This window comes from Dasania marina DSM 21967 (assembly GCF_000373485.1).
GTDB lineage: Bacteria > Pseudomonadota > Gammaproteobacteria > Pseudomonadales > Dasaniaceae > Dasania > Dasania marina.
Genome location: NZ_KB891575.1, coordinates 115,516 through 135,161, shown reverse-complemented (window position 1 = coordinate 135,161; position 19,646 = coordinate 115,516). Strand labels below are relative to the sequence as shown.

At 47.5% G+C, this 19,646-nt stretch carries 15 protein-coding genes; 10 read left to right on the top strand and 5 right to left on the bottom strand.

The features are described 5' to 3' along the window. Positions 1–170 precede the first annotated feature (170 nt). The 4 genes from B067_RS0100540 to epmA all read left to right on the top strand — a co-directional run bounded on the left by B067_RS0100540 (position 171) and on the right by epmA (position 5,738). Complete coding sequence (locus B067_RS0100540) at positions 171–2,342, top strand: TonB-dependent receptor (protein ID WP_019528088.1); 2,172 nt, start codon at positions 171–173, stop codon at positions 2,340–2,342. 56 nt (positions 2,343–2,398) lie between these two features. Continuing rightward, a complete protein-coding gene (locus B067_RS0100535) occupies positions 2,399–3,553 on the top strand; it encodes an MFS transporter (RefSeq protein WP_019528087.1) in 1,155 nt (384 codons plus the stop codon). Between the two features lie 592 nt (positions 3,554–4,145). Next, positions 4,146–4,715, top strand: coding sequence for an elongation factor P (efp, locus tag B067_RS0100530; protein ID WP_020700260.1), 570 nt, complete (start codon positions 4,146–4,148; stop codon positions 4,713–4,715). Between the two features lie 63 nt (positions 4,716–4,778). Beyond that, positions 4,779–5,738: an EF-P lysine aminoacylase EpmA gene (gene epmA, locus B067_RS0100525; RefSeq protein WP_019528085.1), complete on the top strand. Its 960-nt coding sequence runs from the start codon at positions 4,779–4,781 to the stop codon at positions 5,736–5,738. A gap of 37 nt (positions 5,739–5,775) precedes the next feature. Here the strand turns inward: epmA and B067_RS0100520 are convergent, their stop codons facing one another. Together B067_RS0100520 and asd are read right to left on the bottom strand one after the other, a co-directional pair. Then, positions 5,776–6,552, bottom strand: a complete 777-nt coding sequence (locus B067_RS0100520; RefSeq protein ID WP_019528084.1) for a TSUP family transporter — start codon at positions 6,550–6,552, stop codon at positions 5,776–5,778. A gap of 25 nt (positions 6,553–6,577) precedes the next feature. Next, the gene (gene asd, locus B067_RS0100515; protein ID WP_019528083.1) at positions 6,578–7,441 is read right to left on the bottom strand and encodes an archaetidylserine decarboxylase; all 864 of its coding nucleotides are present in this window, start codon (positions 7,439–7,441) and stop codon (positions 6,578–6,580) included. Between the two features lie 168 nt (positions 7,442–7,609). On the opposite strand from asd, the gene B067_RS19220 reads away from it, so the two are divergent. Next, a complete protein-coding gene (locus tag B067_RS19220; protein WP_019528081.1) occupies positions 7,610–8,104 on the top strand; it encodes a GAF domain-containing protein in 495 nt (164 codons plus the stop codon). 93 nt (positions 8,105–8,197) lie between these two features. Here the strand turns inward: B067_RS19220 and rsgA are convergent, their stop codons facing one another. Then, positions 8,198–9,214, bottom strand: a complete 1,017-nt coding sequence (gene rsgA / locus B067_RS0100500) for a small ribosomal subunit biogenesis GTPase RsgA (RefSeq protein WP_019528080.1) — start codon at positions 9,212–9,214, stop codon at positions 8,198–8,200. Positions 9,215–9,323: 109 nt separating this feature from the next. On the opposite strand from rsgA, the gene orn reads away from it, so the two are divergent. Then, entirely contained in the window at positions 9,324–9,866 is a 543-nt protein-coding gene (orn, locus tag B067_RS0100495; RefSeq protein WP_019528079.1) for an oligoribonuclease, read from the top strand. Positions 9,867–9,960: 94 nt separating this feature from the next. Here the strand turns inward: orn and B067_RS0100490 are convergent, their stop codons facing one another. After that, positions 9,961–11,160 (bottom strand): amino acid aminotransferase, encoded by a 1,200-nt coding sequence (locus tag B067_RS0100490; protein ID WP_019528078.1) that lies wholly within the window; start codon positions 11,158–11,160, stop codon positions 9,961–9,963. 221 nt (positions 11,161–11,381) lie between these two features. Between B067_RS0100490 and B067_RS21065 the strand changes: the two genes are divergently transcribed. Beyond that, on the top strand, positions 11,382–15,509 hold the full coding sequence (locus tag B067_RS21065) for an EAL domain-containing protein (protein ID WP_019528077.1): 4,128 nt from the start codon (positions 11,382–11,384) through the stop codon (positions 15,507–15,509). Positions 15,510–15,669: 160 nt separating this feature from the next. Next, positions 15,670–16,095, top strand: coding sequence for a GlcG/HbpS family heme-binding protein (locus B067_RS0100480; RefSeq protein ID WP_019528076.1), 426 nt, complete (start codon positions 15,670–15,672; stop codon positions 16,093–16,095). A 196-nt stretch (positions 16,096–16,291) separates the two neighbouring features. Here the strand turns inward: B067_RS0100480 and queG are convergent, their stop codons facing one another. Next, the gene (gene queG, locus B067_RS0100470; protein ID WP_026244318.1) at positions 16,292–17,338 is read right to left on the bottom strand and encodes a tRNA epoxyqueuosine(34) reductase QueG; all 1,047 of its coding nucleotides are present in this window, start codon (positions 17,336–17,338) and stop codon (positions 16,292–16,294) included. A 247-nt stretch (positions 17,339–17,585) separates the two neighbouring features. On the opposite strand from queG, the gene B067_RS0100465 reads away from it, so the two are divergent. Both B067_RS0100465 and tsaE read left to right on the top strand, forming a co-directional pair. Beyond that, entirely contained in the window at positions 17,586–19,133 is a 1,548-nt protein-coding gene (locus tag B067_RS0100465) for an NAD(P)H-hydrate dehydratase (protein WP_019528073.1), read from the top strand. A 3-nt stretch (positions 19,134–19,136) separates the two neighbouring features. Beyond that, positions 19,137–19,616 carry a tRNA (adenosine(37)-N6)-threonylcarbamoyltransferase complex ATPase subunit type 1 TsaE gene (tsaE, locus tag B067_RS0100460; RefSeq protein WP_019528072.1) on the top strand — a complete coding sequence of 160 codons (480 nt, stop codon included), beginning with the start codon at positions 19,137–19,139 and terminating at the stop codon, positions 19,614–19,616. The last annotated feature ends 30 nt before the right edge of the window (positions 19,617–19,646 follow it).

Here is a 19,646-nt window from a genome sequence, read left to right as displayed (position 1 = left end):
CGTCAACAATTGTCATTCAGTGTCAATGCAAACGCTGTAAGGAAACGTCATTATTGACGGCGCTGCTTAATGAATACTGAAGCTTATTAAGTCAGCCAGTACATTTTTCTGAGTAAAACAAAAATAAATAATGTAAGTATTTTAGTCTCAAAACTAGTGGGGAAAGTATTATGAAAACAATATCGTCTAGGTTTAAAACTACCGCAATCTGTGCCGCTATTGCCGGTGCGGGTATGGGCGCTGTGGCCACGCCGGCTTTAGGCCAGAACGCCACTATTGAAGAGTTAATTGTAACCTCACGAAAGCGTCAGGAAAATGTACAGGATATACCTGTAGCTATTACCGCCTTAGGAGAGACCACAATAGAGAATTTAGGTGCTACATCGGTTAGTGACTTAGTCACTAACGTGCCTAACCTGGCGATGGACCCCAATGGCAACTCGCTTAACTCATGGGGCTTACGCGGCATCGTCAGTGTGTCCAGAAATGCAGGCCAGGAAAGTGGCTTGGGGGTATATATAGACGGTGTTTATGCGGGTCGTCCGGCTTCGTTTAATTTCCCGCTCAGTGATATACAGCAGGTTGAAGTGCTGCGTGGTCCACAGGGGTCTTTATTTGGCCGCAATACTATTGCCGGGGCTATTAATATTACAACGAAAATGCCCTATGACGAATTTCAAGGCCAGATTAAAACCACTTTAGGTAACTACTCGAAAGTTAATGTTGAGGCTGGTGTTTCAGGCGCAATAGTCGAAGGCACGCTTAACGGTAAAATTAGTGGCTTTTCTTTTCAGCGTGATGGTTATGTTAAAAACATTAGCGATGGTAAAGATCAGATGAGTGAAGATCGTGTAGGTGGGCGCATGGGCTTGTATTGGACGCCTAACGACCGCACAGAAATTATTTTTTCTGGCGATTATTTAGAGCAGGATAATAGACAGATTTTTGGTGCTACTAGAGAGCCAGGGCTAAACGATATTGCTGCCGGATGGTATCAAAGTAGCTCGCATAAAATTAACAGCAACGATCCAAATAGCGAAAAGATAAAAAGTGGCGGTAGCAGCCTAACAGTAAATTTTGAAACGGAGTCGGAATTTATCTTAAGCTCTATTACCGCCAAGCGTTTTGCAGACTTTGAGTTGTTGGCCGATGATGATGCTGGGCCATTAACGTTAACCTATTCAGAGTTTCAAGATGACTCCGACACCTTTAGTCAGGAGTTTAAAATAGTTTCGCCATCTTATGACAGCTACGACTATGTGGCAGGGCTTTACTATTTAGACCAATCGATAGAGGCTGCTAGGGTAACATCGGTTTTACCTTACCCTGAAAATACTATTGGTATTCTTAGCGAAAGCGAAGTCGATACCAAAGCTTGGGCTGCGTTTGGTACTTTAAATGTGTACCCCACTGAAGATTTAACCTTAACCCTAGGGCTGCGTTACACCGATGAAGATAAAAGCAGTCAGTTTAGCCAGCTAGAAAATGCGGGTATAGGTTTCCCTACGGTATCTTTCTCACCTGATATCAGTGACCAATCATGGTCTGGTGATGTTAGCGCTAGCTATGCCATTGATGAAAACATCAAGGTTTACAGCTCTATACGTAGGGGGACGAAAAGTGGTGGTTTTCAAACTGATGTGATTGATTTTACCAGTCCCGAGCTATTTGAATTTGGCGCTGAAACCGCTACCTCCTATGAGTTGGGCTTGAAAGGTTCCTTCTTTGAAAGAAGCATGGAGGTTAATGCCTCTATCTTCCGCACCGATTATGAAGATATGCAAGTCGGCCAGCTATTAGGCATAGGGTTTACCACTACTAATGCCGGTGAGTCAGAAATTAACGGTATAGAGTTGGAGCTGCGCTGGGTGGCTACCGATAATTTATCCTTTGGCTTTAGCGCTGGCGTGTTGGATCACGAATACACCTCTTACGATGATTGCAATGGTGTAGGTGTGGACTGCGATGGTAACAAGCTGCAATTAGTGTCTGACTGGACTGCCGCGGCCAATATGGATTACTGGTACCCATTAAATTCTGGTGCGGTGTTGGAACTTCATGTTGATGGTTCTACCAAAGATGACTCCTATACCGATGCGGTTAATGATAAAGACTTGTTAGTGGAAGGCTTAACTTTAGTTAACGCGCGTATAGGTTATGTATCTGCCGATGAAAGTTATAGTGTGTATTTGTGGGGTAAAAACCTAGCAGATAAAAAAAGTGACTCGGTATTGTGGAAGTACCCCATTACTGGCCTGTTCTTTGGTTCTGAGTTCAGTGGCCTGCAGGGAATACCTTCTATGCCACGTACTTATGGCATAGAGGCTACCTACAGGTTTTAAAGTATAGTGGCGGTTTGTGGTGTTTATTTGAAAATTAACAGAGGTCAACCCTAAGCATGACTACCGTCAATGATCGCTCAGCCGTCGCAGCCGCCGTTGCTATAAGTTTTATTTCGATGGCACCGTTTTTAGTTCTTCCCTTGTTTGTTGGTGCCGTCGCTAGTGACAGGGGATTAAACAGCCCGCAGATAGCTTGGCTGGCTTCTACGCTTATGTTGGGGTCAGCGATTAGCTCAGTGCTGGCGATGTTTTGGGTGCGTAAAGTTGATTGGCATAAAGCGGCTTATATAGCGCTGAGTGTGGTTGCGGTGATTTTCTTTGGCGCTATATTTGCTGATGGCTTACTGGTTTTTTTTCTTTTAGTGTTTCTAGGAGGCTTAGGTGGGGGGTCAGCTTATTCATTAGTGCTAACCGCGCTATCGGATAATCGCAATTCAGAGCGTTGCTTTGGGTTCTCGCTAGCGGCCCAAGTTCTTTTTCAGGTTATAGGTTTGTTTTTTTTACCGACACTAACGGCGGTAGCTGGTGCCAAGGCTGGGCTTATTTTGTTTAGTGTGTTGGCTGTTGTGGGCCTATGTTTGGTTTCGGCTTTGCCGCAAGCGGGTATGGCAGTGACTCAGCCGCCGGTTAAAAAAATATTACCAACATCCGCAGCGCTATGGGCTTTGGGCGGATGTTTGCTGTTCTTTTTTAATGTGGGGGTGGTGTGGACCTTTATAGAAAGAATGGCCTATGCCAATGGCTTTTCCGCCAAATTTATTGGTATGGCTCTCTCGGCAGGTGTTTCTTTAGGCGTGCTGGGGGCGCTAGCTGCAGCATGGTGTGGGGATAGATGGGGTTATGTGCGGCCTTTGACTATAGGGGCGGTTATTACCTTGTTATCACTATGTTTATTATTAGCGGGAATGAGCCTGTTGCAGTTTGTGCTTGCGCTTGCGCTATACAATTTTGCGTGGAACTTTTCTTTAGCTTTTCAATACGCGGCAGTTAATGCGGTAGACAAAGGGGGGCGTGCGGTAGCTATTGCTCCGGCATTTCATGCCACTGGCGCGGCTATAGGGCCTAGCCTTGCGGCGTTATTTATTACCGCTAATGACTATATTGCTGTGAATATACTGGCTGCTGTTGCGGTATTACTGAGCCTGTTATTTTTTGTTCTTGCGATCGGCAAGCGTAAACATGGATGCGTTATGGCCCAGCAGGAGGGCTAAGCAGCGCATTAATGTTTAGTTGAATGGTGTTGATTCAGCGCTTATTTATCAATGCGCTAGGTCTGTGAAAAACACTGGCCAGTGTCGCTATTTCGGCGAGATGTTAGTCGCTGCACTCCATGATTTTAGTCAGCACCACTCCTGCCGATTTTAACGGCTACCTTGAGTCTACTCAGCAAGATTACCTTACTTGGCTGAGGTGCTATGTGCCCCCTTAGATATCTACCATCGTAACTTGTTATTGACCGTTGGCTCGTTAAGTTTCAGCTAAAGGCGGGCCTAAAATGGCCCGCCTTTAGCCTGCGCCTCTGCCCTTTCTGCCCCTCCTTCCTGTAAATAAGTATTTGCTAGTGTGGCCTTGGTTAAACTTGAGGCAAGACTACGGTATAATTGCCCGCAATTGGATAACCCCAAAGGTTGTTAACGCTCTGTAATTCCAGCCCTGTATGTCTAGGCCCACAAGTGCAAAGAGGCGTTATCGCCCAGCTTATCGCAATCTTGAGCGCAGGGCTGGCATCAAAAATACCAGTAAGTTGTTGAAAATCAACACCTTACATAAACTATAAATATATATGTAAAGGCAGTGTGCAAAATGGCTACGTACTCAACCAACGAATTCAAAAATGGTCTGAAACTAATGTTAGAGGGCGACCCCTGTACCATTCTTGAGAACGAATTTGTACGCCCGGGCAAGGGTCAAGCCTTTAGCCGCGTTAAGTTTCGCAACTTAAAAACCGGCCGTGTCTGGGAGCGTTCATTAAAGTCTGGCGAGAAGCTGGAAGGCGCCGATGTACTGGATGTCGATGCCGAGTACCTTTATAGCGACGGTGAGTTTTGGCATTTCATGGAGCCCGATACGTTTGAGCAGTATCAGGCCGACGCCAATGCTGTTGCTGATGTTAAAGATTGGTTAAAAGAACAAGATAAGTGTGTGGTGACCTTGTTTAACGGCGCGCCTTTAGTAGTACAGGTGCCTAACTTTGTGGACTTGGAAGTGGCCGACACCGACCCAGGTGAAAAAGGCGACACCGCCCAAGGTGGTAGCAAGCCTGCAACCCTCACCACCGGTGCGGTTGTACGTGTGCCCTTGTTTATCAATATAGGTGAAGTGTTGCGCATAGATACCCGCACCGGCGAATACGTTAGCCGTGCAAAAAGCTAAGCCCTTCCTCTATGGCTCTGCTGATTGCAGCGGAGCCGTTATTCTTTTTTGTTAGTAACGTTTATGTCAGTTTGGCAGCCCTCCGCAAGTATTCAGCAATTAACCCAACGTGCACAATTATTGACGCAGGTGCGGCAGTTTTTTGCTCAGCGCAATGTGCTGGAAGTGGAAACGCCTTTGTTGTGTAGCCACGCGGTTACCGACCCGCATATGCCTATTTTAACGGCGGATAATCCGCTATTAGGCGAGCAGCCTTACTACCTACAAAGCTCTCCCGAATATGCCATGAAGCGTTTGCTGGCAGCGGGCAGCGGTCCTATTTACCAGCTGTGCAAAGCGTTTCGAGGGGGCGAGCAAAGTCGTAGGCACAACCCTGAATTTACTATGCTGGAATGGTATAGGCCCGGCTTTGACCATTTTCAGTTGATGGCTGAAATCTCTGATTTATTGGTAGCGGTAATGGCTGCCCCTGCCGCGCAGCAGATTGCTTATGGTGAGTTATTTCAACAGTATTTGGCGATTAACCCGCACACCGCAACGGCTAAAGAACTGGAGCAAGTTGCGCGCCAGCACATCGATATACAAATGCACAGCGATCAGTGCGACGATTGGTTAAACCTATTAATTGCCGAGGTGATAGAGCCCAAGCTGGGCTTTGCTGCGCCGCTATTTATTTATGATTACCCCGCTAGCCAAGCTGCCTTGGCCAAGGTGGCGATGGATGCTAACGGCCACGCCGTGGCGCAGCGCTTTGAGTTATATGTGCAGGGTATAGAGTTGGCGAATGGCTATTTTGAGCTAACCGACAGTGCCGAGCAGGCTAGGCGTTTTCAGCAAGAGCAGCAACAACGCCAGCAATTAGCTAGGCCCGTCATGGCCAGCGATAGCTATTTATTAGCGGCGCTAGAGTCGGGCTTGCCTGAGTGTGCTGGGGTGGCTTTAGGTTTTGACCGCTTGGTGATGTTGGCTTTGCAGCAAAATAATATCAGTGATGTATTGAGTTTTACTAGTGATAGGGCTTAGGCTTTTTAGCTACAAGCTACAAGCTACAAGCTACAAATTAAGCAAACATCTGCCATAAGCCTATAAGGCTAACCAGCAATAGGGCGCAGCCCACCACCCGAAAAAAAACCTGGGTTTCGGCCTGTAATAATTTTTTGTGCAATAGCAAACCCAGCCAGTGGCCCAAACCTGCGCAAGGCAGTAGCCACAGGTGGTGAATTAATTGCAGGTCCACGTCCGCAACAATAAACGCCGCCAGTTTAATCGCCACTAAAATAAACCACAGCATAAACAGCGTATTGCGCAGCTGCTCTTTGGCGACGTGATTGACAAAGGCGACAATAATTAAGGGCGCGCCTATTAGCGAGGTGCCACTAACGTAAGCGCCCAGGCACAAGAAGAAAATATCCAACCATTTATTATTGCTGCTAAAGGGTTTGTTAATAATATAGGTAATGGCATAGCTGGCGACGATTATAAAAATAATGCCGCTGAGTATATTGCTAGGCAGGGTGATTAAGCCAAACACGCCAATTAACTTGGGCACTATCATTATCGACAGGGATTTTTTTAAATAGGCCCAATCGATAGTGCTGCTGTGGGTGGCAACGACTGATTTATTGAGTTGGCGTTGATCCTGCCAAATACTTAAGGCCGAAAAAAACAATAAATGCACGGAAATTAACGGCAGAAAAATCAGCGGGTCATTGTGTATAAACAACATAAAAGGCAGTGATAGCACTGCCCCACCAAAGCCTAAGCCGGAGCGTACAAAGCCGCTCCAAATAAAGCTAAGGGCAATAAGCCCGTATTGCAGGTCGCTGAGTTCAGCCAAGATAACTACCTAAATTGCGTAGCTTTTACGCTGGGGTGATTTCGCCGAACAGCTCGCCCATCACGGTAGGGTATTCCGCTGAGAATTTATCATCCCACTCCATCACACCTTTCGGGAAGATAACAATCGCGGTAGAGCCTAGCTTAAAGCGGCCCATCTCTTGGCCTTTTTCTAGACGTATGCTCTGTTGCTGGCTGTCTTGTTGATAGTTATGGGTTTGAATTTGGCGCTTAAGCGGTGCAACTTGGCCGGCCCAAGTTGTTTCTATACCAGCCACTATCATGGCGCCCACTAACACAACGGCCATGGGGCCTATTTCGGTGTCGAAGATGCATACAGCACGTTCGTTGCGGGCAAATAGGCGCGGAACGTTATCGGCGGTGGTGCCGTTAACCGAGAATAAATCACCGGGTACGTAAGTCATGGACCTAAGCGTGCCGGCCATGGGCATATGCACGCGGTGGTAATCCTTGGGGGATAGGTAAACCGTAGCGAATTTACCGCCCTCAAAGGGCTGGGCCGTTTCTACATCACCGCCTAATAGCTCTAGCAAGCTATAGCTTTGACCCTTGGCCTGAAAAATACGGCCATTTTCAATATCGCCTAGCTGGCTAATGGAGCCATCGGCTGGGCAGGCGATGCTGTTGTCACCGGCAACGATGGGGCGGGCATCAGGGGCTAGGGCGCGGGTAAAAAAAGCATTAAAGTTTTTGTAATTGAGCGGCTCGGGGTCGGCGGCCTCACTCATATTCACTCCGTAATGGCTGATAAAGCGAGTAATAAAGGTGTTTTTTACCCAAGGCCATTCGCAGTCGGCGATATTACCTACCAAGCGAGACAGTAAATGTTGGGGGGTAAGATATTGAGCGATAATGAAAAGTACGTTCACAAAGCATCCTTAGTGATGGCTGTTGATAACAAGGGCGGTGATTGTACTAAATGTAGCTTTAAAAGCACATGCAAGGCGGTGGCGAATACGGGCTTATAGTTTATAGTTATTGGACGTTGATTGTGTCTCAAGGCCACCAGGGCCATTATTGATAAATAGGGATAGCCCATGAAAACGCCAGATTCTCCTGACAACGAAGCGCAGCGCTTACTGGATTTAGTTGCGCATAATATACTCGACACTAAGGCTGACGAGCGCTTTGATCGTATTGCCCGCTTAGCGCAGCGTACTTTTAACGTGCCTATCGCTTTAGTCAGTATTGTTGATAAGGATAGGCAGTGGTTTAAATCACGCTGTGGCTTAGACGCTGAGCAAACCTCTAGGGATATCTCTTTTTGTGGCCATGCCATTTTGGGCGACGCTGTTTTTGTGGTTGAGAATGCGCTGGAAGATGAGCGTTTTAGCGACAACCCTTTAGTCACGGGTCCGCCCAATATACGTTTTTATGCGGGTTGCCCATTAAGCTCTAGCCAAGGGCATAAGCTGGGTACCCTGTGTATTATTGATGATAAGCCGCGCAGCTTTGACAGTGAAAGCAGAGAGTTGCTAGCCAGCTTTGCCGAAATGGTGGAGTGTGAATTGAAAGAGTTATGCCATGTGTAGTGGTCTGTAGTTTTTGTAAGTGTTCCTGATACCGATTTTCGATGGTTAGAGCGCATGTGGTTCAGGTTTTATTTTTTTCAGTTAGTTCGATGTTTACAGCTGCTCTAAAGAATTGGCAATAGATATATAGCTGTCGATTCTTTTTTTGCTGATCTTGCCCTCATCTATAGCTGCTTGCAACGAGCAGCCTGGCTCCCCTTCATGTTTGCAGTCTCTAAACTTGCAGATGTTTAAGTGGGGGCGAAATTCTATAAAACCGTCGGCCACTTGCTCTCGGCTCATATGCCATAGGCCAAACTCGCGTATACCCGGTGAATCGATTAAGTCGCCGCCTTCGGGGAAGTGAAATAACTTAGCGGTAGTGGTGGTGTGCACGCCTTTGTTGCGAGACGGTGACAGTTCACCCACTTTTATATCCACGCCCGGCAGTAGGGCGTTAATCAACGATGATTTACCGACACCCGATTGCCCAACAAACACGCTGGTGCGATCTTTGAGTGTGGCTTTTAACGCGCTGAGGCCATCCTGATTTTTAGTAGACGCTTCTAAAATTTTGTAACCTATGTGTGGATAAATATGCAGCAGCTCATCCATTTGCTGGCGGCCGGTTTCATCTAACAGATCAACTTTGTTGAGCAAGATTAACGGCTCTATATTGACTGCCTCGGCAGCTACCAAGTAGCGGTTGATTAAGTTGGCGTGGGGCTCGGGGTGTAGGGCCAGCACGATGACAATATAATCGATGTTGGCGGCGATGGGGCGCAGGTTGCCGTGGCTATCGGGGCGTGACAGTTCGCTGTTGCGATCAGTGGTGGCGACGACTACACCGGTGGGTTTGCCCTCGCGCCAGATAATCTTATCGCCGGTCACCAAAGAGCCTAGGTTGGCGCGCAGGTGGCAGCGTTGTACCACTCCGGGTTGACCTATCAATTCTACGTCCACTTGCTGGCCGTAATGGGCGATGATTAGGCCATTTTGCTCTGGCCCCAGCTCGCCTTCATTAATTTGTTCATCTATGCGTAGGCTGCGTTTGTTGGCGCGCTCGCTGCGTTCATTTTGGATTTTCTGTATGCGCCAGTTTTGACGGCGATTGAGTTTGCGCTTGGACATTAAGTGCTCATTGCAAAAATAGATGGGCGTATTATTAATCCTTAGGCTGTGCTTTGCTACACTTAACCCTGATTTAATGGCCTAAGCGCACAAATACTTGGAATTATACATGTCTAACAACCTCAATTTAATTTGGATAGACCTAGAAATGACGGGCCTAGAGCCCGAAACTGATCGTATTATTGAGATCGCCACCATCGTCACCGACAGTGATTTAAACATCCTCGCCGAAGGTCCGGTGATGGCCATACACCAGCCCGATGATGTGTTGGCGGCAATGGATGAGTGGAATACCAGCCATCACGGCGCTTCTGGCTTAGTTGAGCGGGTGCGCAAAAGCACCATTAGCGCTGCCGAAGCCGAGCAACAAACCATAGAGTTCTTAAAGCCCTATGTAGAGTCAGGGGTGTCGCCTATGTGTGGTAATAGCGTGGGCCAAGATAGGCGCTTTATGGTGCGTGAAATGAAAGCGCTGGAGGCCTACTTTCACTATCGCAATTTAGATGTCAGCACCCCTAAAGAACTGATGCGGCGCTGGCGCCCAGATTTGGAGGCGGGTTTCACTAAAAAAGGTGCTCACCTAGCCTTGGACGATATACGTGAGTCTATCGCCGAGTTGCAATACTATCGTGAACATTTCTTTAAGCTTTAAGCCTCAAGCTGTAAGAGGTAAGAGGTAAGCTACAAGATATAAGGCTCACGTGTTGTGGGTTTGCTCTTGTAGCTTGAAACTTGTGGCTTGCAGCTTATTGCATCACTGCCGCCGCAATAGCGTCGGCGGTGTAGCCTATATTGGCCGTTGTTAGGCCTGTAAAACTGATTCTACCCGATACCAACATATAGATACCGTGCTGTTCGCGCAGCGCGGTAATTTGTGGTGTGCTCAAGGGCAAAAATGAAAACATGCCCTGTTGTTTTAGCAAATAGCTAAAGTCTACCCGCTGTTGTTTTTGCTGCAGTTGTGCCGCTAACTGGGTACGCATGGCTAATAGGCGTAAGCGCATCGTCTCTACTTCATCCTGCCAAGCCTGTGTTGAGCTGCTATCCATCAAAATGGTTTTGACGATGGCCGCGCCGTTGGCGGGGGGGATGGAGTAGCAGGATCTGGCTATGGCTTGCAGTTGGCTGACGATCTGTAGCTTTTGGCTGCTATTGCTACTGAGAACGCTAATACAGCCAGTGCGCTCACGGTAAAGGGTAAAGTTTTTCGAGCAGGAGGCGCTGATAATTAATTCGGGCAAGTGTTCCGCCATATAGCGTATGCCGTAGGCGTCTTCTTGTAGGCCCTGACCAAAGCCTTGGTAGGCTTGATCGATTACCGGTACTAAGCCTTTTGCTAGTACTAGTGTGGTTAGCTCGCGCCATTGCTGCGCCGATAAGTCGGAACCCGAAGGGTTATGGCAGCAGCCGTGTAATAACACCACATCGCCCGCCTGGGCTTGGCTGTTTAGTGTTTCTAGCATTTCTGCAAAGTCCACTGCTTGCTGCCCTATACGATAGTATGGGTAGGCTGCGGTGCGTAAACCGGCGGCTGCAAAAATAGCATAGTGATTATCCCAGGTGGGGTTGCTCATCCATACCGTAGTTTTAGGGTTGCTGCGGGCTATCAGTTGCGCGGCCAAATATAAGCCGCCGCTACTGCCAGGCGTTTGCAGGGTGCTGAGGCGCTGCGCTTGCTGGGCGGGGTGTTGATTGCCGAATAACAGATTTTCCATGCAGCGATTAAAATCGGGATCACCGGCTATACCGGTGTAGTTCTTGGTTTTTTGCACGCTTAAATAACGGTTCTCGGCGTCTTTTACGCTGTTTAGTATAGGCGCTGTGCCGGTTTCATCCTTGTAGACACCCGCTCCTAGGTCGATTTTGTGACGGTTATTATCCTGCTGAAAAGCGGTGACTAAGCTTAATATAGGGTCGTCAGGTAAAAGAGAGAGAGTTTCAAACATAGCTAGGCCCGCGCTGGTGAAGATGATAAAACCGTATTATAGGCTAAGGGTTAATCGAAGATAGAACAAAAATAGAGTTATTCTGTGATGCGATATGAGATGAAGCAGAAGAAAACTATTTTTACGTGTTTAAATAAAACCAAAGCTATTCAATAGCAATTACCCCGTCTAAACTGTCAACTTTAGTATTTGTCATTTAGGTGTATTGTGCTTTTTATTTTATGACTATAACAACACCCTCCGCGCTGGAAAATTTATTCGACCCCCGTTATTTGGCGGCTGCGATTAAAACCTGTCGCCAGAATAAAAGTCTAACCGAGGTTGAGCTGGCCAGCTTAGCCAATATTCCTGTGGATTTGGTTTATGGCCTAGAGGCTGGCCAAGCCATGGCAATAGATGCGGCCAATGTTTTGCGCTTGCTGGAGTTGATGTTTCCCGAGCAATTTTATAAGCACAATATAGACGAATACAGCCAGCGTATTACCCGCATAAACCAACAGCAATTAACTATTAATCACTTGGTCGATCAAAGTGTTATATATGATAGTGATTTCACTGTGGCTGCACGAGTTATTGTTACCAACGTGGCCAAAACCTTGGCGACTGAGTATGTGGGTATATGGTTGTTTGCTGAACACGAAGCTTTAAGTTGCTTTACTGTATACGCTAGCGCAGCGAATGAGACTCAATTAGCGCGTTACAGGAAAAAAATTCTACCTGATTATTTCGCCTGTAGCCGTAGTATGCGTACGCGCGTAACCGACTTTACTCGTCCCAGCCCCGATATTGACGCCTTTGCCAAGCAACAAATAGTTGATTGGGGCGTGACCGTCGCACTGAGCACCACTATTTATCTTAACGACGAGCCTCTGGGATTACTTTTTACTGAGCATGTAGGTGATAAACGGTTATGGCATAGCGATGAAGTAGCCTTTCACGGCGAGGTCGCCAGCCTTGTTACCTTGGCCTATATGAATGCTGAAAGTAAAAGTGACCGTGATTTGCTGTTAGAAAAACAGCGTCTATATCACGGCGCTATTTTTGAATTGTCTAGAGTGGATGCCATTATTACAGGGGATATAGCGGTAGCGGTGCCGATAATATTAGAAAAAGTGACCCAAGTGCTAAACGTTGAAGTCGCGGGCATTTGGCTGATGAGTGATGGCCAGGATGTTTTGCTGGGCTTAGATGAATATGAGAGTGGCACTAAACAGCATCAGCGCCCTAATAATTACCCGCGCAAAGATTATCCTCGTTTTTTTCAGGCTATAGAGCAAGAGCGGGTGGTTGTGGTAAATGATGTCTGTAATGATCCCCGTGTAAATGAAGATTTAGCATTATTTATCAGTGAAGGCATCTCTTCCTTATTGTGTGTGGCTGTGCGGGCGCAGGGAAAGATTGTGGCGGTGCTGTCTATAGAGCATATAGGAACCGCTAAATCATGGTTGCCAGACGAAATAGCCTTTTCTGGTGAGGTGTCTGAGCAGGTCGCACAGTTGGTTATTAATTATAAAAATGTGCAGAAAAAGAAAAACACAGATCGTCGTTACCGAGTAGAAAAAAATTGTCAGCAAGCGCATAAGAATTTATTGGAAAGTAGTCAGTTCGAGCAAGACGATCACAAAAAAAGTATAGAAGAAATTTGCCGATTGCTTTCGGAAGTGCTGGAGGTTGAGTATGTAGGGGTGCATTTATTGGATGCCGATAAGCGTAGTTTTAACGGTGTCGCCCTCTATCAGATGTCAAAGAAAGATTTTACTTATTCGGGTGATTATACCTGGGCGGAGGGTTGCCAATATTACCAGTTATTAGCCAATCAAAAATATTTTGTTTGCAATGATAGTCAAGCGGATGAGCGATTAGCTGAATTTGATTATTTACATACAAAGTTTGATATATGTGCACTTATTGATGTGGCTATTTGTAGCGGCACTGAGATGCTAGGCATGTTAAGCGTAGAAAATGTAAATGATAAGAGGCAGTGGCTGGATGAAGAGGTTGCACTTTGTTTGAGCGCGGCTGAAAAGATAAATGCTATTTTAGATAGAAATGTAAAACATAAGGCGGAACAGGCCTATCAGCAGCAGTTGCAGCGCGAAAAAATACAAAATCAAGCTGTATTAAGTCTGCTAAAAGGCAAAGCTTCTATAGATAACGATAGGCATAAAACCATAGAGGATGTGTGCAGATTAACGGCAGAAGTATTAAGGGTCGAATATGCAGGGGTGTATTTATTTGATGACAAAAAAGAATTCTTATTTGCGGAGTCCTTGTATCAATTATCAGCACAATCTTTTTGGCAGGATAACGATAGTTACAGTATTAGTTCGGCTAATAGTTATTATAAAGAATTAGAGGCGTATCGAACGCTTACTGCTAGCGATTGTAGAAATGATGGCAGGCTTAAGGGTTTCACTTACTTAGCAGAGGACGGGATAAAATCGGTAGCCGATACCGTAATTAGAGTGAATGGTGTATCGGTGGGAGTGTTGAATATTGAACACACCGAGCTGCGGGAATGGCATAAAGATGAAGTAGCCTACATGGGTACTGTAGCGGATCATGTGGCGCAGGTTATGCTGGCGGATAAGATGCGGCAAGAGAGTGATGCCTACGCCAGCGTTGCTAAGCGTCGTGAAGAGCTTGAACATATGATTAACCATGGCCAGTTTGTGTTAATTGACTGGGTGGGTGAAAGCTGGAAGGTAAGGTTTGTATCAGAGAGTGTCAGCCAGTTTGGTTACTCAGCCAGTGATTTTTATAGTGGCAAAGTGAGTTTTTTTGACCGTATACATGCTGATGATGCTAATGATATAGATCGCAGACTAAAAGAATTTGAAGTCGATAAAAATGTCGATAAATTAAGCTTTGAATATCGCTTGTTGACAGTGGATGGAGAGGTACGCTGGATAGAGGAGTTGGCGCAAGTTGTACGCAACAATGAAAATGGGATAGATAGATATTATTCGGTAATACACGATGTTACCTCACGTAAAGTAATAGAGCGTTCGCTGCTGGAGTCTAAAGAGAAGATGCAGCGTATGGCATTTTATGATGCTTTAACTGGCTTAGAGAATAGAGCGTTATTTAAGCAGCAGTTAGAGCATGCGATAAAAGCCTCACACCGGCAAAAAAAACCGGTTGCATTGTTATATCTAGATATTGATAACTTCAAAATGGTTAATGATACTTTGGGACATGATGCTGGCGACACACTATTAAAAATAGTAGCTGATAGATTACTGGCCTGTGTGCGTGAAGATGATACGGTGGCGCGTATAGGGGGCGATGAATTTACCGTGCTATTAACCGAGGTAAAGGGCAGGGCGGGTACCAAGCGCGCAGCAGAAAAAATAATAGAAATGTTTACCAAGCCCATTAAGCTTAACGATAAAGAGTTAATTATCAGTCCTAGTATAGGTATTACCTTGTGCCCTGAAGATGGGGTGGACAGTACTCTGTTAATGAAAAATTCTGATTTGGCCATGTACAGAGCTAAATCCTTAGGGCGCAATAATTTTCAATTCTATACTGATGATATGAACTCGGAAGTTACCAAACGTGTGCAGTTAGAGGCCGAGTTGCGACAGGCGCTTAGCAGTAAACAGTTTGAATTGTACTTTCAGCCTATTATCGATTTAAGTAGCTTACGCTGTGTCGGTGTTGAGGCTTTAGTGCGCTGGCACCACCCCGAGCGTGGGTTGGTACCGCCGGATGAGTTTATCCCCGTGGCTGAAGATACCGGTTTGATTATCCCTCTAGGTGAGCAGATTTTCACTATGGCGTGTGAGCAGGCTGTAGTGTTAAAACAGGCGGGGTTAAGCACCATTAAAATTGCCGTCAATCTCTCGGCTAGGCAGTTTCACGACCCAAATCTCATTACCATGGTTAAGCAATATATAGATGACTTCGGTTTAGAGGCTAGGCAATTGGGTTTAGAGGTGACTGAAAGCCTGTTAATGGATAAGGTAGAAAACGCCATAGTGACGTTGAAAGAGCTAAAGGCTTTGGGTTTTTCCTTATCCATAGATGACTTTGGTACTGGTTATTCATCGCTAAGTTATTTAAAGCGCTTGCCTATAGACACGGTGAAGGTGGATCGCTCATTTGTGCGCGATATCCCGCAAGATAGAAACGACATGGAGATTACCGCTGCGGTAATAGCCATGGCGCACAAACTAAACCTCAATGTTATAGCCGAAGGGGTGGAAGAGTTAGAGCAGCAACGCTTTTTAATTGAAAATGATTGTAATTTCGCTCAAGGTTATTACTACAGCAGGCCTGTGCCGGGTTCTGAGCTGGTGGCCGTTGTTGAGAAAATATTAGGGGAGGGTGGGGCGTTTTCGTAATTGTTCTTCAATGGAGATACTCTGTTTTTTGCATTCCCTTAGTCGAAACCGTACATTGTGCTAGGTTAAAATCCTCGTTTATTTTGTGTGAGGAATAATTTTCCTGTAACCCTATTTAAGCATCACTAATAATATTTTTAATAAGCTTAGGAGTTAATCAATGAAAACCGTTGCAAAGTTAACCTTGGACGATGCCCGTATTATGATGGCGGCCGCTGAACAAAAAGCACAAGAGATAGGCGTGGATATGGATATAGCCATTGTTGACGACGGCGGTAACTTATTGATGTTTCAGCGTATGGATGGCGCGCGTATTACCAGTATACAAATAGCGATAGATAAGGCCTTTACCGCTGCCGCTGCGCGCAAATCTACCCGTGCCTATGGTGAAACCAGCGGCCCTGGCCAGCCCACTTTTGGTTTGAACGTCTCCCATCAGGGGCGTTTTATGATAGTGGCAGGAGGCCTGCCGGTTTTTATTAACAGCGATATTGTGGCGGGTATAGGTTGTAGCTCGGGCAGCCCCGATCAAGATGAAGATGTGGCGCAGGCCGGTATAGATGCCTTGGATGCCAGCCTTGTTTAGTTATATATATTTAACGACAGCTTAATCGTATAAAAAGCCCAGCATTGCTGGGTTTTTTTATGCACAGGATGTGTGGGCAGGCTCTGCCCGCAAAGTGTATTTTACTGGGTGTTGTGGGTATGGGGCCCAGGGCATTCGCGCTGCCAGCTTTGCGCAAGAGCGACGGTGCTTGGGTGTTTATGTTGGGAATAGCTAATTATGATGTGGCCTGATGCTGTTGTAAGGCCCACTGCACATGCTCTTGCACCACGGGTGAAGGGTATGACAGGCGACTTTTTAAACCTTCTATAGTAGGTATGCTGCTGGGGGCATTGCCCAAGGCCACGGCAATATTACGCAGCCAGCGCTCGTAGCCTATACGGCGTATGGCCGAGCCTTCGGTGCGTTGCAAAAACTCTTGTTCAGTCCACATAAATAATTCAAGCAGGCTGGCGCTATCCAAATTATGGCGCGGTTGAAAATCATCTTGCTGGCTATGTTGGGCAAATTTATTCCAAGGGCATACTAGCTGGCAGTCATCACAGCCATATATGCGGTTGCCCATTAGCGGGCGCAGGTCTTGGGGGATGCTGCCTTTTAACTCTATGGTTAAATAGGAGATGCAGCGCCGCGCGTCCACTTGATGCGGTGCCACTATCGCGCCGGTGGGGCAGTCATCTAGGCAGGCGGTGCAGCTGCCGCAGTGCATGGTTTCTTGTTCGGGGTCGGTGGCCAGTGGCAGGTTGGTGTATATCTCGCCTAAAAAAAACCAGGAGCCGGCGCTGGCGTTAATCAGCATGGTGTTTTTGCCTATCCAGCCCAAGCCGGCTTTTTCAGCCAAACCGCGTTCCAGCACCGGCGCGCTATCGACAAAGGCGCGGCATTGATGTTGTTCGGCCACGGTAGATATTTTGTCGGCCAGTTTGGCCAGTTTTTTGCGCATCAGCTTGTGGTAGTCACGGCCCAGCGCGTAGCGCGAGATATAGGCCTGATCGGGGTTATCTAATTGCGCTTGTAGTTGCTGCTCGTTGGGTAGGTAGTCTAGGCGTACGCTAATCACTCTTAAGGTGCCGGGCAGTAATTGCTCGGGGTGGTAGCGCTTACTGCCGTGCTTGGCCATAAAATCCATTTCGCCGTGGAAGTTTTTGGCCAGCCAGTCGTCTAAGTGTTTGCCGTGCTGGCTTAAATTCACATCACTAATGCCGGTTTGTTCAAAACCTAACTCACGGCTCCATAGCCGAATTTGCTCCGGTAGTTGCTGCATAGTGGCTAGTTGATTGTCGCTGTCGCTCACGTTATGGCTCGTTATTGATAGATGAAGAGGTAGATGTTGAGTCAGAGGGTGAAATGCACTCTTGTTAATTCATGGTAGCGCAGTGCCAGCCAGCCTATAATTGCTTTTAAGCCGCTATACCCCTAGTTAGGTAATAGGGTGCGTATAATAGCACGGACAGCCTAATACGAATGGCTGTTGTTATCATCATAAAGCAGGGCCCCTAGAGTAATCAGCTATGAATACAAAAAGACGTTTACGTTGTGGCGACGATTTACCCACCGCTTTATACACTGCGGCACAGGTGCGTGAGCTGGATAGCGTCGCTATAGCGCAGCAGGGCATGGCTGGTTTTACCCTAATGCGTCGCGCTGGGCGAGCCGCCTTCGAATTATTATTACAGTGCTGGCCAGCAGTGGCAGAAGGGCTGCCCATTATTATCGTCTGCGGCGGTGGCAATAATGCCGGTGATGGCTATGTGATGGCCAGCATAGCCAAGCAGCATGGCTATGCGGTACAGGTGATACAGGTGGGAGATGCCAGTCGCTTTGAGGGCGACGCCCTGTCAGCGCGCCAGCGGGCTTTGCAAGATGGCGTGTTGGTGCAAACCTTTAGCACCGCCATAGTTTTAGAGGAAGGGGTGCTAGTTGATGCCTTGTTAGGCACTGGCCTAAGCGGCGAGGTGCGCGCGACACATTGCGAGGCCATACATTGGCTTAACCAATTGGATCTACCGGTGTTGGCGGTGGATATACCCTCGGGCCTGTGCAGCGATACTGGCCGAGTATTAGGCGCGGCGGTTTATGCCGATGTCAGCATCAGCTTTATAGGCTTAAAGCAGGGCTTATTAACCGGCGTCGGCCCTGATGTGGCCGGTGATGTATATTTTGATGATCTTGCAGTGCCCTCGGCAGTTTATGCTGAGGTCGATTTTTGTTGTGAGCGCTTACTACTATCCAAGTCCTTAGCTAACCTGCCTGCGCGTTTAGCCACAGATCATAAAGGGCGGCATGGCCATGTCATGGTGATAGGGGGTGATACCGGCATGGGAGGAGCGGCATTAATGGCTGCCCAAGCCGCCGCTCGTTGCGGTGCGGGCTTGGTTTCCTGCGCTACCCAGCCAGCCCACATCGCCGCGTTTATTAGCCGCTGCCCAGAGCTTATGGCCACCGGTGTGGTGTCGGGGCAGGAGTTAGAACCTTTATTGCAGCGGCCTACAGTTTTGGTGCTAGGCCCGGGTTTAGGCCAGCGCCCTTGGGGTGAGCAACTACTGCAGCAGGCCTATAAAACCGAAAAACCCATGGTGCTGGATGCCGATGCGCTGAATATGATTAGTGAGGGCCGGGTGGTTAAATCGCCCTTGCGTAGTAATTGCATACTAACCCCGCATCCCAAAGAAGCAGCGAGGTTGTTAGGCTGTAGCCTCAATGAGGTGCAGGCCAACCGCTTTGCCGCGGTGGCTGAAATACAACAACGCTACGGTGCTACGGTGATATTAAAAGGGGCGGGCTCGCTGGTTGCCAACGGCCCAGATGCCCTGAATAGCGATAGGCTGGGCCTGTGCAGTTATGGTAATCCCGGCATGGCCACGGCAGGTATGGGTGATGTACTCAGCGGTGTACTGGGCGCTTTATTGGCGCAGGGCTTGAGCGCAAATGAGGCTGCTCGCCTAGGCGTATGCCTACATGCCTATGCAGGTGATATTGCCGCACAACAGGGCATGTGTGGCACAATGGCCAGTGATTTAATACCGGTGCTTAGGCGCATCATTAATGGAGGCAGATAGTTAATGGCAGTCGATAGCTTGCAGCAAACCCTAGTGGGCGAACAGGCCATGGTGGCTTTTGGTAAGCAGTTGGCTCAGGCTTGCGATAGTGGCGCCGTCATTTTTTTAGAGGGTGACTTGGGTATGGGTAAAACCACCTTTAGCCGTGGCGTATTGCAGGGCTTGGGCCATCAAGGTGCGGTTAAAAGCCCCACCTATACTTTGGTGGAACCTTATCAATTAGGCGAGCGCGAAGCTTACCATTTTGATCTCTACCGTTTGGGTGACCCTGAAGAGTTGGAATACATGGGCATACGCGATTACTTTGGCGCTGAAAAATTGTGCTTAATCGAATGGCCAGAAAAAGGCCGAGGTGTTTTGCCCCCGGCAGATTTAATCGTTAGGATAGCGCTTAATCAAGGTAGCCAGGATGGTCGCGTAGTACAGCTTAACGCGCAGTCAGCCATAGGCCGAAGCATTATTGCCAAACTGGTCGCGCTATAAGCTATTGCGAATAACAATAAATACGGGCTG